Source organism: Marinomonas atlantica (assembly GCF_001639725.1).
GTDB classification, from domain to species: Bacteria; Pseudomonadota; Gammaproteobacteria; order Pseudomonadales; family Marinomonadaceae; genus Marinomonas; species Marinomonas atlantica.
On the sequence record NZ_LTAW01000005.1, the window covers coordinates 233,071 to 246,152 of the forward strand.

Annotated in this window: 11 protein-coding genes; 6 read left to right on the forward strand and 5 right to left on the reverse strand. The window is 44.7% G+C overall.

The window, feature by feature from the left end:
• The first annotated feature begins 1 nt into the window (after position 1).
• Genes AYW75_RS10815 through AYW75_RS10825 form a run of 3 tightly spaced genes read left to right on the forward strand, consistent with a single transcriptional unit; the run spans position 2 to position 5,043 of the window.
• Positions 2 to 595 carry a DUF2760 domain-containing protein gene (locus tag AYW75_RS10815; protein WP_067099308.1) on the forward strand — a complete coding sequence of 198 codons (594 nt, stop codon included), beginning with the start codon at positions 2 to 4 and terminating at the stop codon, positions 593 to 595.
• Positions 596 to 2,344, forward strand: coding sequence for an Hsp70 family protein (locus AYW75_RS10820; protein ID WP_067099310.1), 1,749 nt, complete (start codon positions 596 to 598; stop codon positions 2,342 to 2,344). It abuts the gene before it with no gap.
• On the forward strand, positions 2,344 to 5,043 hold the full coding sequence (locus AYW75_RS10825; RefSeq protein ID WP_067099312.1) for a hsp70 family protein: 2,700 nt from the start codon (positions 2,344 to 2,346) through the stop codon (positions 5,041 to 5,043). The genes AYW75_RS10820 and AYW75_RS10825 overlap by 1 nt, the downstream gene beginning before the upstream one ends.
• A gap of 122 nt (positions 5,044 to 5,165) precedes the next feature.
• Here AYW75_RS10825 and AYW75_RS10830 read toward each other — a convergent pair whose 3' ends face one another.
• Both AYW75_RS10830 and AYW75_RS10835 read right to left on the reverse strand, forming a co-directional pair.
• The gene (locus AYW75_RS10830; protein WP_067038261.1) at positions 5,166 to 5,651 is read right to left on the reverse strand and encodes a putative 4-hydroxy-4-methyl-2-oxoglutarate aldolase; all 486 of its coding nucleotides are present in this window, start codon (positions 5,649 to 5,651) and stop codon (positions 5,166 to 5,168) included.
• A 97-nt stretch (positions 5,652 to 5,748) separates the two neighbouring features.
• Entirely contained in the window at positions 5,749 to 6,264 is a 516-nt protein-coding gene (locus AYW75_RS10835) for a hypothetical protein (protein WP_067099313.1), read from the reverse strand.
• Between the two features lie 36 nt (positions 6,265 to 6,300).
• On the opposite strand from AYW75_RS10835, the gene AYW75_RS10840 reads away from it, so the two are divergent.
• Positions 6,301 to 7,443: a M14 family metallopeptidase gene (locus tag AYW75_RS10840; RefSeq protein ID WP_067099315.1), complete on the forward strand. Its 1,143-nt coding sequence runs from the start codon at positions 6,301 to 6,303 to the stop codon at positions 7,441 to 7,443.
• A gap of 203 nt (positions 7,444 to 7,646) precedes the next feature.
• A complete protein-coding gene (locus tag AYW75_RS10845; RefSeq protein WP_067099316.1) occupies positions 7,647 to 8,741 on the forward strand; it encodes a DUF748 domain-containing protein in 1,095 nt (364 codons plus the stop codon).
• 63 nt (positions 8,742 to 8,804) lie between these two features.
• On the opposite strand, the gene AYW75_RS10850 is transcribed toward AYW75_RS10845, so the two are convergent.
• Together AYW75_RS10850 and AYW75_RS10855 are read right to left on the reverse strand one after the other, a co-directional pair.
• Positions 8,805 to 9,284 (reverse strand): DUF934 domain-containing protein, encoded by a 480-nt coding sequence (locus AYW75_RS10850; RefSeq protein ID WP_067099318.1) that lies wholly within the window; start codon positions 9,282 to 9,284, stop codon positions 8,805 to 8,807.
• A complete protein-coding gene (locus tag AYW75_RS10855; protein WP_067099320.1) occupies positions 9,268 to 10,929 on the reverse strand; it encodes a nitrite/sulfite reductase in 1,662 nt (553 codons plus the stop codon). The genes AYW75_RS10850 and AYW75_RS10855 overlap by 17 nt, the downstream gene beginning before the upstream one ends.
• A 234-nt stretch (positions 10,930 to 11,163) precedes the next feature.
• Between AYW75_RS10855 and nfuA the strand changes: the two genes are divergently transcribed.
• Positions 11,164 to 11,745 carry a Fe-S biogenesis protein NfuA gene (gene nfuA / locus AYW75_RS10860; protein ID WP_067099322.1) on the forward strand — a complete coding sequence of 194 codons (582 nt, stop codon included), beginning with the start codon at positions 11,164 to 11,166 and terminating at the stop codon, positions 11,743 to 11,745.
• Positions 11,746 to 11,825: 80 nt separating this feature from the next.
• Here the strand turns inward: nfuA and AYW75_RS10865 are convergent, their stop codons facing one another.
• Positions 11,826 to 12,902, reverse strand: a complete 1,077-nt coding sequence (locus tag AYW75_RS10865; protein WP_067099324.1) for a 3-deoxy-7-phosphoheptulonate synthase — start codon at positions 12,900 to 12,902, stop codon at positions 11,826 to 11,828.
• Positions 12,903 to 13,082: the final 180 nt, after the last annotated feature.

The following is a 13,082-nucleotide window of genomic DNA, read 5'->3' on the forward strand; positions in this document are numbered from 1 at the left end:
AATGGCAGATGAAATTAAATCAATAGGCTTTGTAACGCGCTTTTTTGGCGCGTTCGGCCAGTTTTTTAAGTACATGGGTAATGGTCAATACGCAGCACGATGCTCAGCCGTAAGTGATGGTCATAAGTTTGCGTCAGAAGTTGAACCTGAGGTGGTGACTAAAACAGTTGAAGTCATCAAAGAAGTAGAAGTTCAGGCCCCTAAACTTGATACCGTAAATGAAGACGGTGCGTTGCAACTCCTACAGTTGTTGCAACAAGAAGCACGTTTTATCGATTTTGTGAAAGAAAGTGTGGATGGCTACAGCGATGAAGACGTCGGTGCGGCTGCACGTCAAATTCATGCCGGTTGTGCCAAAGTGGTTAGTCAATATTTCACTGTCGATGTTGTTAATGGTTCACCAGAAAACAGTCGTGTGGAAGTAGCTGCGGACTATGATCCGAAGTCGATCAAGCTAGAAGGACGAGTTCAAGGTGATGGCCCTTACGCAGGGACATTGATTCACCCAGGCTGGCAAGTCACTGCAACCAATTTACCCAAAGTTACCAATACCGAGAGCCTACACATTTTGGCGCCTGCGGAAGTGGAGGTTTAAGTGTCACAATATTTTATTGGTATCGATTTAGGAACAACACACTCTGCAATTTTCTATGCTGAACAGGGTGATGATGCAACGTTAAAGCAACTTAATATTCCTCAGCTTACGGCGGCTGGTCGTGTTGAAGAGTTGGCCTTGTTACCATCTTTTGCCTATTTTCCGCATGCAACAGAATTTTTAGAGAGTGATCGACAATTGCCATGGGGCAATGTCGATGTGGTTATCGGAGCACTCGCTCGTGAATTAGGCGCTAAGTCTCAGGGACGTATGGCGCAAAGTGCGAAAAGCTGGTTGTGCCATACGCGCGTGAACGCGGACGAACATGTTTTACCGGTGGATGCACTCGAAGAAGTTGAGAAAGTCTCTCCTGCTCAAGTCACTCAATGGTATATAGAGCACCTTGTTAACGCTTGGAATTACGCATTCCCGAATGCGCCGATGGCAGACCAAGATGTAGTCATTACTGTGCCAGCATCGTTTGATCCTGCAGCTCGAAGCATTACGGAAAATGCCGCTCAAAATGCTGGATTGCGTGCGCGTTTAATCGAAGAGCCATTGGCCGCGTTCTATGCCTGGTTAGCGGACCAGCCAAAATGGACTGACTCGTTAAACGTTGATGATCACATCTTAGTTGTGGACGTAGGTGGGGGGACAACCGATTTATCTTTGATTCAAGCGGTTGATCAAGACGGCAGTTTAGGTCTTGAGCGTGTTGCTGTAGGTCGTCACATCCTGTTGGGTGGTGACAACATGGATATGACGCTAACTTACCACCTAGCAGGGCAATTAGCGCAGCAAGGCACTCAATTGGAGCCATGGCAGATCTCTGGTTTGACGCAAGCCTGTCGCGAAGCCAAGGAGCGCTTGCTCGGTAATCAAGAGATTGCAGAAGCCTCCGTTGTTGTTCCGAGTCGTGGCCGCAGTTTGTTTAATAACAGTATCAAAGCGACCCTGACGCAAGCGGACGTTCAGCAGCAATTGCTTGAAGGCTTTTTTCCTGCGGTAACGCTAGGTGAGCGCGCTCAACCTGGTCAGCGCTCAGGTTTCGCAGCAATTAACCTAGATTACGAAGCCGATCCTGCAATTACACGTCATATTTCAGAGTTTTTAGCAACGGTTGAAGTGGTTCCTAATAAGGTACTGCTGAACGGTGGTGTGTTTAACGCTAAGCCTATTCGTGATTTGCTGGAGCAGCGCTTACAGGAAATGTTAGGTGAGCATACTGAGTTGACTATGCTCACGCCTGCACACCTTGACTATGCTGTGGCCAAAGGTGCTGCTTTCTATGAGAAAGTGCAACAAGAGGGCGGTGTTAAAGTTAAAAGTGGTTTAGCGGCCAATTATTACATTGGCGTTGCTAGTCCTATGCCTGCTATTCCAGGCATGGCACCTCCTGTCGACGCATTATGTGTCGCCCCTTTTGGTCTTGAAGAAGGCTCAGATGAGCAAATGCTGCCTAATGAGTTTTCATTAGTCGTGGGTGAGTCGGTGATCTTTCGCTTCTTCCAATCGCAAAATGCTGACGTCGATACATTAGGCAAAGTCACGTCTTCATTCTCTGTGCCTGCGTTGCGTGAATTGAGCCCCTTATCGATTGCGCTGGATGCGGGTCATTACCAAGAAGGTGATATGGTACGTGTCTGTTTATCTTCTCGTGTAACAGAGCTTGGGTTGTTACTACTGCAAGCCCATGACGTAAAATCAGATTTGGTATGGACCATCGAATTCCAAGTTAGGGAGTCTTAATGTCAAACGCTCGATATCGTATTGGTATTGATTTGGGAACCACGAACTGTGTGGTTTCCTACCTTGCGGCGGGCGAGACAGAGCCCAAACTTTTGGACATACCGCAATTTATGGCGGATGGTACAGTTCGTCCTTCTACGCGGCTTCCTAGCGCTATTTACTTACTCGCCAAAGACGAAGTGGGCAAGATCGAGCCTGTTTTGCCTTGGCGAGGCCAAGCTACTGATTTGATTGTGGGTCATGGTGCTTTAGAGCTTGGTCAACGACGCTCTGGACAGTTGATTCAGAGTGCTAAAAGTTGGTTGAGTCACCGACAAGTGGATCGCCGTCAAGCGATTTTGCCATGGGGGACAGAATCTGCTCGTCAGATTAGTCCTTTGCAAGCAAGTACCTTGTTGCTGGAGCATATCCGTAAAGCGTGGAATCACGCTTTTCCGAAAAATTTATTAGAGCATCAAGATGTTGCATTGACCTTGCCAGCGTCATTCGATGAGGAAGCTCGTGCATTAACGTTAGAAGCCGCTAGAAATGCCAATTACGGTGATTTATATCTGTTAGAAGAGCCACAAGCAGCGTGTTATCACTTTATTCGCGATCAGGACAACTTAGATGTCTTAGCGCGAGGAAAGATGCTGCTTGTCGTTGATATCGGTGGTGGGACGACGGATTTTAGTTTGGTACGTATTGGTCAAACGAGTCATGGGAAAACCACGCTTAAGCGTGTTGCGGTAGGTAATCATTTGCTGTTAGGGGGGGATAACTTAGATCAAGCGTTGGCTTATCAACTCGATCCTCGTCAAATTTCAGCCTTGTCAGCGTCTCGTTTAGCGGCATTGGTTCAACAAACCCGTAAAGCCAAAGAGTCTCTACTCAGCGAGGATGCGCCTGAATCGGTCACTCTAACGGTATTGGGTGGCGGTAGTAGACTGATTGGTGGCTCTCAGAAATTCACGGTTGATCGCGCTCAGCTAGTGGAGCAAGTGGAATCTGGCTTCTTGCCGATGGAGACCATCACTGCAGAGGTTCTAAAAAGTGACTATGCCGTACATACATTAGGTTTGCCCTATGAGAATGATGCCGCTTTTACACGACACTTAGCGGCTTTTTTGCGTGCCCATGAAAATGAGATTCGCAACGCGACAGGTTCTTCAATGCCTGACGTGGTGTTGTTTAATGGCGGTTTGTTTAACAGCCCGTTGTTAAAGCAGCGCGTATTGAGACAATTGAACAATTGGTCAGAGCAGCCGCTAGTGATATGCGATGCTTCTGAGCCGAATGATGCGGTCGCAAAAGGTGCAGCTCAGTATTTGCGAGCACTGGCTGGTGAATCAGAGCGCATTGAAAGTGGGGTGCCGCACAGTTTGTTGCTAAAGCTTGCGGATGGGCAATTTTTAGGTTTGCTCCCAAAAGGCACATCGAAAGAAGAGTTGGTAGAGCTTGATCAAACATTTAGCGTAAAGATGGGGGAACAGGTTCAGTTTCCACTTTATCGCTGTGATGACCACCTAAGTTGTGATGTAGGTGAACTGAAATCGGATGAAGCAGGTTTACACTTTGTTTCTAATTTGGTGACTGAGCTGGACGGTTCGAGTGATTCGTTGTCAGTCGAAGTAAATCTTGCCGCGACCATGACCGAAGTCGGTGTGCTTGAGGTATCGTTGCGCTCGGCAAAGTTGAACGATCAATGGACGTTGCATTTTGGCGTTGCTAAGGCCACACAAGAGCAATCTGAAAATGATCAAGAAGGCCAACTGCACCAGAGCATGGGACAAGCGGAAGAGCACTTAGTGAAGTGTTTTTCTGCCGCTGGCCAAAAAGAGTATCCAGACTTGGTTAAAGCTCTTAAACAAGATCTTGATCGTTTGTTAGGTGACCGTGATGAGTGGAGCTTAGCGACATCTCGCCGCTTGGTAGATAAATTGTTGGCGGTTAAAGGTGGCCGTACAAAGTCGCCTCAGCACGAGCGCCAGTGGTTGCAACTTATCGGGTTTTGTTTGCGTCCAGGTTATGGCGCAATGGGGGACGAGGCACGTGTTGAACAGACATTTAATGCTACTAAACAAGGCCCTAAGCATGATCAAGCCCCTGTTTGGGGACAGCACTGGACGCTTTATCGACGTATTGCGGGCGGATTGTCTGTTGCAACCCAAGAGAGCCTTTATAAGCAGTTTGCGCAATATTATTCGCCCTCAGGTCAGCGATCACGAGATAAGCAAAAAGCGTTAGCAACAAAATCAAGTGATGACATGATTCGGATGGTTGGCGCCCTAGAGAAATTACCGACCGAGCGTAAGCTTGAAAGTATTGATTGGCTGTCTAAGCGTCTTAAAAAATCATCGGAGCCAGACACGGCTTGGTGGTCGGTAGGTCGTTTGGCTTCACGACGTCTGTTGATCCATAATGAGCAGAATCGACTTGATGAAAAAGTGGCAATAAAGCTTACCCAAGAAGCGTTGAGAGAAGACTGGAAAAAGCGTAAGCAAGCTGGACTTGCGGCTGTATTGATGGTTCAGCTGACGGCTGATGAAGCGTCGCAAGAGCTGAGCGCTTTGCGAAAAAAAGTGTCTGACAAACTTAGAAAAGATAAATGCCCAGCTCAGTGGCTACAGCGGCTGGAGGCGTCTTCCTCAGAGTTGAGTGATTTTGAACTGTCTAAGTTGGTTGGCGAAACCTTACCAATTGGACTATCTTTAGGGTAGTCTGCTGTTCAGCAGAGCTTTTCACCTAGTGTGATGGTTAAAGGGGAAGCCTATGCTTCCCCTTTTTTGTCGTTTATTCTCGCAAAAAGTATTGCTGCCGTTGCCTAGTATTTTGAGTTCAATTAGGGGAGCGCTAAAGGTTGCTTGGCAACCAAAATGCCATTGCGATCACAATAGATGTGGTCGCCATTGGAAATCGTAATGCCGGCAAATGAAAGTGTCTTACCGACTTCCCCAAGCCCTTTTTTCTCAGTCGGCATTGGATTGGCGCAAATGGCTTTAAGGCCTAACGGAACTTGGGACTGTGCAACCACATCGCGAATCGCCCCATGAATGACAATGCCTTCCCAGCCATTACTCGCTGCTTTCTCGGCGAGCATATCTCCAAGCAAAGCGCGACGCTTACTTCCGCCGCCATCGACGACAAGAACTTTGCCCTTGCCTGATGTTTGCACAAGTTCACGGACACGGCTGTTATCTTCAAAACAATAAACGGTTACCGCTTCACCGTGGAAATGGTCGCGACCACCATAATCCTGAAAAATAGGCTCGGCAATTTGAATGTGGTTAGGGTAAAGGTCACATAGGTCTGGAAGAATGTCTTTCATTACGATTCCTAGAATAATTAAAACTGACTTCACTCTAGAGACATACACGACGGGGCGCTATAGCACCCCGTTTATGTTCGTTATTTTAAGCGCTGTTTTACGAGTCGTCAGTTTCTAATGCGCTCAAATCAAGTAGATCATGGTTGGCGGCAATTTGCAGTAGGCTCATAATTTGTTCATCAGGGCTCAGTAATTGCAGAGGCGTATGTTCACCTTGCTCTTCACGTGCTTGATGAATATTGACGTCACGTTCGCTAAACCATTGTTCAATTGAGTTGATTTCAAAAGAAGGTTCTAGGCCTTTTGTGTCATATAAGGTCTCGATTAAGATTTCAACGATTTCGGCATCGATAGCATACATTGTGTCTGTATCAAGTTCGGTTGCCCATTCGGTCAAAATATCTTGAGCTTCGTAGCCGAATTCGTAGAGTTGTTGTTCATCTAAATTTTGTATATTAGGTTCAATGGCGTGACTATGAAGCCATTCGTCATCGGGTGTAACCAATACTTCTTTCACTTGTCCATCGTGTGTCGACCAAGTAATTAGTATTGGAAAGTGCGGTTCGTCTGTTGAGTTAGCGACAGCGCTTATGAATATCGGTAAACTTGCCATAATGTAATTTAACAGCCTAACGTTAAGGAAGAATGAATGACTAGCCGACTCAAAATCAGCAGTTTCTTTGATGGCGGTAATATTGATGTAATCGACGCCACGGAGCCGGACAATATTAGAGTAAATATCCCCAAAGATACACACTCTGACTTCTACCAGTGGTTCTATTTTCGCCTTCAAGGCGGCATGGGTGAGCAATGTGTCATTCGTTTTGAGAATGCCGCTGATGCTGCTTTTGCTGAAGGTTGGGAGGACTATCAAGCGGTTGCATCGTATGATCGTGAGAACTGGTTTCGTGTGCCAACTGAGTACATTGATGGTGTGTTAGAAATTACTCATACACCTGAGCAAGACAGCGTTTATTACGCCTACTTTGCGCCATATAGTTATGAGCGTCATTTAGATATGGTGGCTTGGGCAGCAAGTTACGAAGACTGTATTACACATCATATTGGTGAAACGGCCGAAGGTCGTGATATCACTATGTTAGAGATAAGTAAGACACAGGGGTTAGCCAAGAACATCTGGATTATTGCACGTCAGCATCCTGGTGAAACGATGGCTGAATGGTTTATTGAAGGTTTGTTAGAACGTCTGTTTGATGAGTCTCACCCGATGGCCCGTGCATTGTTGGATCAATGTCGTTTCTATGTCGTGCCAAATATGAACCCAGATGGTGCTGCGCATGGCAACCTGAGGGTAAATAGTAAAGGTGTCAATCTTAATCGAGAATGGAAGCGCGCGACACAAGACCGCAGCCCTGAAGTTTTAGCTGTACAGACGAAGATGTCTGAGACAGGGGTTGATTTGTTTTTAGACATTCATGGTGATGAAACATTGCCAGTGAATTTTGTCGATGGTTGTGAAGGTGTTCCTAATTTCGATCAGCGTATGGCTGACATGGAAGCCATCTTTGAAGATATTTTTACGGCGGTCAGCCCTGATTTCCAAAATGAAATTGGCTACGAAAAAGTGCGCTACGGAGAAGAGACCTTAACGGTTGCTTCAAAGTGGGTTGGTAATACCTATCGTTGTTTATCGCTAACATTAGAAATGCCATTCAAAGACAATCAAAATCTACCAGATGATGTGGTGGGGTGGTCACCAGAGCGCTCAAAAATTCTTGGAGCCGATGTCTTGTATCCTATTTATCATGTGATCAATAGTGAGCATATGTAGGTGCTACGATTACTATTTTGTAGGCCAGCACTAGGTAAGTAAAAAAAGCCGAGCCCATCACTCGGCTTTTTTATTTTAAACAGTACTCTGCTTAATACGACATTTTTTGGGTGAAAAATGGATTTTTACAGTAATTCTGCGCGCTTCATTGTTCTATGAGTACATTCGTCAGTATGGTGTTTAAGCAACCATGGAGATGTATTATGACAACCAAATACAAACATGTAGGGATAGCTTCGGTGGCTTTCATTGGAGTATTGATTCTGGTAATTCACCTTACGTTACCTTATTGGGTAACAAGCTTTTTAAATAAACGTCTTGAACGAATTGACGACTATAGTGGCCATGTGGATCACGTCAGTTTATCCCTCTTTCGCGGTGCTTATCAAATACACGACCTTAATGTCGTTAAAGTAGATGGTTCAAAAAAAGTGCCTTTTTTTCGAACTAAAGAGATAGACATTGGCTTGAGTTGGTCAGCTTTATTTAAAGGCGCAATTGTTGCCGATTTAGTATTTTATGAGCCAGAACTGAACTTTGTGGACAGCAAAAGCAATCAAAATGACCAGTCTGGTGTAGGGAATGATTGGCGCAAAACGATAGCAGAGCTTTCACCTATAACAATTAACCGTGTAGAAATAGAGAATGGCACTGTTGCATTCCGAAATTTTGAATCAACCCCTCCTGTAAATGTTCAACTAAATAATATAGATGCGACTGTTACCAATCTTACTAATGTGGGGAACAGCTCGGGTCGTGTTGCTAGTTTAGATGTTAAAGCCAATGCATTAAATGATGCTCTTATGACAATAAATGCCGAATTTGACCCTCTTGCAAAAGCCAACTTCGTAGCGGCGCTGCATTGTGAAGAAATCAGTCTGCCTATGCTGAACGACCTTGCTAAAGCGTACGCTGGCGTTGATTTTAATGGCGGAACAGGCGAGGTAGTGTCTGAGCTTGAGGCCAAAGATGGTCGGTTGACTGGCTATGTTAAGCCGTTGTTCAAAAATGTAGATATATTTGACTGGGAACAAGATGTAGTTGAACAGAATGAAAACCCTTTTCGCATAGCTTGGGAGGGGATTACAGGTGGTTTAGCTGAGCTTTTTACTAATTCAGATTCTGACCGATTGGCGACTCAGTTAAACTTTTCTGGCAGTTTAAATGAGCCAGATATCAGTACTTGGCAAGCGATTGTAAATACGGTGAGCAATGCATTTTTCGATGCTTACAATAATGGATTTGAAGGTTTGTTCGAAAAAGTAACGGATGAATCGCCTACAAGCGTTGATACATGATTTTAAAATGGTACAAAAAAGCCGAGCTAAATGCTCGGCTTTTAAATTTCTGAACAACTCGGTTTAACCGCGTCGTAAGAAAATAGGGCGAGGATCAGCGACATCGCCTTGGTAAGCCACATTGAACGGTTTGTTCAGTGTTAAGGCGATATCGAGGTTAACGTCTTCGGCAAACTCGAAGCTGTTAAAGCCACAACGAATTAGATAACCTTGCTGGTCGGCCATAAAGCCACCCAGAGCGCGAATTTCACCTGTGTAGTTTAAACGTTCGCGTAGCAAACGGGCATAGCTAAAGCCACGTCCATCCATGAAGCTTGGGAAGTTAATACCAATTACTTCGAACTGGCTAAGGTCAAGGCCGGCAAGAGGCTCTACACCTTCACCTGCATCAATCCAGATACCGGCAACATTTCCAATGCTGTCTTGGTTATCTAACCATTTTTGCATTGGAACAATGGTAGTGTCGGATGCTGACGCATCAACGTCTTGTTGCCATACAAAAGTATTATCGACGATCTCGCCGTTCTTAATTAGCTTTGGCATAAGCGGCCTCTTTGAATGGTTTGATACCGATACGGCGGAACGTATCGATGAAGCGCTCTTCTTCGGTTCGGTTATCAACGTAAACATTAATAACTTTCTGAATTACGCCGCCAACTTCTTCTTGGGCAAAGGATGGGCCAAGAATCTTACCGATGGACGCATCATGACCTGAAGCACCACCAAGAGAGACTTGATAGAATTCTGCGCCTTTCTTATCAACACCTAGAATGCCAATATTGCCGACATGGTGGTGACCACAAGCATTCATACAACCAGAGATGTTTAAGTCTACTTCACCAATGTCGTATAAATAATCAAGGTTATCAAACGTTTCTTGTATTTGGTCAGCGATCGGAATGGATTTTGCGTTTGCAAGACCACAGTAATCACCACCAGGGCAACAGATCATATCTGTTAGTAAGCCTAGAGTAGGTGTCGCAAAACCGTTTTCTTTGGCTGCTTCCCATAGTTCAATAAGCTGTTCTTGACGAACATCGGCTAGGACAAGGTTTTGCTCGTGACTAACACGTAGCTCACCGAAGCTGTATTGGTCTGCAAGGTTAGCCGCTTTCTCCATTTGATCTGCTGTCGCATCACCTGGTGCTTGACCTGGCTTTTTAAGTGACAGCGTGACAATGCGGTATCCAGATTTCTTGTGATCAAATGTATTACGTTCATACCAACGAGCAAATGCGTTGCTGTCTGCTAATTTTTCAGCAAGTACAGAAGGTTGATCTTCCAAGGCTTCGTATGCAGGTTCTGTAAAGAAGCTTGCTAAACGGTCAAACTCGCTCATAGGCACGGTGCTTTCTGTGCCGCGCAAGTGCTCCCATTCTGCATCAACACGCTTACGGAACTCGTCAATTCCCAGTGCTTTTACAAGAATCTTAATGCGCGCTTTGTATTTGTTGTCACGGCGACCGTGCTGGTTGTACACGCGAATGATCGCATCTAGGTAGGTCAACAAATCTGTACGAGGAATAAAATCACTAATGGTTTCTGCAATCATTGGTGTACGGCCTAGACCTCCACCTACAAGGACTTTGAAACCTACTTCACCGGCATCGTTTTTCTTCAATTGAAGACCGATATCATGTACTTGTACTGCTGCACGATCTGCTGACTCAGTCGCACACACAGCAATCTTGAATTTACGTGGCAAGAATGCAAACTCAGGATGGAATGTTGACCATTGACGGATTAGTTCACAGTATGGACGAGGGTCTGCAACTTCATCAGCAATGACGCCAGAGTATTGGTCTGTTGTCGTGTTACGAATACAGTTACCACTTGTTTGCACAGCATGCATTTCAACTGTTGCAAGCTCTTCTAAAATGTCTGGCACATCCTCAAGTTTGGGCCAATTCAATTGCAGGTTTTGGCGCGTACTAAAGTGGCCATAGCCACGATCGTAGCGGCGAGTGATGTCAGCAAGAAGGCGTAGCTGCTTGCTAGACACCATGCCATAAGGAATGGCGATACGTAACATCGGCGCGTAGCGTTGGATGTATAGGCCATTTTGCAAGCGTAAAGGAAGAAACTCTTCTTCTTTAAGCTCATTATTCAGGTAGCGGCGAGTTTGGTCGCGAAACTGCGCAACACGCTCTTCCACTAGCTGCTGGTCAATTGCGTCGTATTGATACATAAAAGACTGAACCGTTGTTATATAAATTCTTAGGTGTGTTAAATCTAACAAAATTCCGTTATTCCTAAAATGAATATTTCTCTATATCTTTAAAAAAAAATGGACTAACAGCCGGATATTGCTTATTTCAATTAGGGAAAAATACCTTAGTTGTTTACTAGGTCTTCTGTTTTGCCTTTAGACTGGGTTACCATAGCGTTATATAGAACATCACACGTTTCAATAAGGGTGAGTATGAACATTACGATTACTGACAGTGCGCAAGTGTACCTATCAGGTCTTTTAGACAAACAAGGCGTTGAGGGCATGGCTGTGCGCATGTTTATTCAACAACCTGGAACACCGTATGCTGAGACTTGCCTAGCGTACTGCCGACCAGACGAAGTAGTAGAAACTGATGAACTTGTTGATCTACCAAAACTTCGTGTTTATTTGGAGGTAAACTCAGTTCCTTTCCTAGACGAAGCCTTTGTAGATTACGCTACGGAAAAAATGGGTGGTCAGCTTACGATTAAAGCGCCAAATGCTAAAATGCCCAAAGTAAGCCCAGACAGCCCGATTGAAGATCAAATCAATTATGTTTTGTATTCTGACATCAATCCAGGTCTTGCTGCCCATGGTGGTGAAGTCAAGTTAGTAGAAGTAATTGACGGAGAGGTAGCAGTACTTCAATTTGGCGGTGGTTGCCAAGGTTGTAGTGCAGTAGACCTAACTTTGAAAGAAGGTGTTGAGAAAACCCTGATCGAAAAAGTACCGGGACTAAAAGGCGTTAAAGACGAAACCGATCACACGGTGACAGATAACGCATTCATGTAATGTAAGTTATGCGCTTTTAAGACACACAAAAATGGAGCCAATATTAGGCTCCATTTTTCTTTCTGAATTTTGTTTCGTTGTTACGAACGTGAGCGCTTAGGCAACACGTCTTTTAGTGTCTCGGCCATTGTTAACAAAGTTTTCTCTGTGGCTTCCCAGTCGATACACGCATCGGTAATGGATACACCGTAATTCAAATCAGCCAAATTCGCAGGTACTTTTTGGTTACCCCAGCCGATGTTGCTTTCAATCATTAGCCCCATAATTGAGTTGTTACCCTCAACGATTTGGCGTGTTGCATCCAATGCGACTTCTGGTTGGTGCTCAGGTTTTTTAGCTGAATTTTCGTGTGAGCAATCAATCATGATGTTATGTTTAAGACTTGCTTTGGTCAATTCGGCTTCGCTTTGCGCTACGTGCTCAGAGCTGTAGTTTGGTAAGCCATTACCACCACGCAATACAAGGTGACCGTATTCGTTACCTTTTGTGTTTACGATGGTAACTTGGCCACCTTCATTGATGCCCAAGAAAGAGTGTGGGTGTGATACAGACTGCATCGCATTCACTGCAACGGTCATAGAGCCATCTGTACCATTTTTGAAGCCGACTGGACCAGAAAGACCGGATGCCATTTCACGGTGAGTTTGTGATTCGGTAGTACGAGCTCCAATTGCTGACCAGCTAATTAAGTCTTGGTAGTATTGTGGAGAAATAGGGTCCAGCGCTTCAGTTGCTAGCGGTAAGCCCATTTCAGAAAGGTCTACCAACAATTTGCGAGCGATACGCATACCTTTGTTGATATCAAACGTGCCGTCAAGGTTTGGATCGTTAATTAGACCTTTCCAGCCAACCGTTGTGCGCGGCTTTTCAAAGTAAGTACGCATAATAATGTAAAGTGAATCACTTACTTTTTCCGATAGCACTTTAAGGCGACGTGCGTAATCTAAAGCGGCTTCTGGGTCATGGATTGAGCATGGGCCAATGACAATCGCCAAGCGATGATCTTTACCATCCATAATGTTTTTAATAACGTCACGTGAACTAGCAATTTGTTCACGAATATCATTGTTTAACGGAAGCTCTTTTTTTAGTTCTTGAGGGGTAACTAAAGAACTGAATGAGGCAATGTTTAAATCCTCAAGGCGTGAATCACTCATCTCTAAATTCCTAATATAACTTTTTGTGCAATACGATTGCTTGTTTTTTTATGTGATGAATACAGTACCTTTTTTCTTTTTAAGAATGAAGCCTGTTTGGTAAGAAAAGTACGTTAAATTCATCTTGAAATGAAAAAGGCACTCAATTTGAGTGCCTTTTAAAAAGTGCTCTTTCAAGTT

Coding starts and splice junctions, on each gene's coding strand:
- AYW75_RS10830 (WP_067038261.1), bottom strand. CDS start 5,651: ATGAAAGACATTCTTCCAGACCTATGTGACCTTTACCCTAACCACATT.
- AYW75_RS10845 (WP_067099316.1), top strand. CDS start 7,647: ATGACAACCAAATACAAACATGTAGGGATAGCTTCGGTGGCTTTCATT.
- AYW75_RS10855 (WP_067099320.1), bottom strand. CDS start 10,929: ATGTATCAATACGACGCAATTGACCAGCAGCTAGTGGAAGAGCGTGTT.
- AYW75_RS10825 (WP_067099312.1), top strand. CDS start 2,344: ATGTCAAACGCTCGATATCGTATTGGTATTGATTTGGGAACCACGAAC.
- AYW75_RS10865 (WP_067099324.1), bottom strand. CDS start 12,902: ATGAGTGATTCACGCCTTGAGGATTTAAACATTGCCTCATTCAGTTCT.
- AYW75_RS10815 (WP_067099308.1), top strand. CDS start 2: ATGGCAGATGAAATTAAATCAATAGGCTTTGTAACGCGCTTTTTTGGC.
- nfuA (WP_067099322.1), top strand. CDS start 11,164: ATGAACATTACGATTACTGACAGTGCGCAAGTGTACCTATCAGGTCTT.
- AYW75_RS10850 (WP_067099318.1), bottom strand. CDS start 9,284: ATGCCAAAGCTAATTAAGAACGGCGAGATCGTCGATAATACTTTTGTA.
- AYW75_RS10840 (WP_067099315.1), top strand. CDS start 6,301: ATGACTAGCCGACTCAAAATCAGCAGTTTCTTTGATGGCGGTAATATT.
- AYW75_RS10835 (WP_067099313.1), bottom strand. CDS start 6,264: ATGGCAAGTTTACCGATATTCATAAGCGCTGTCGCTAACTCAACAGAC.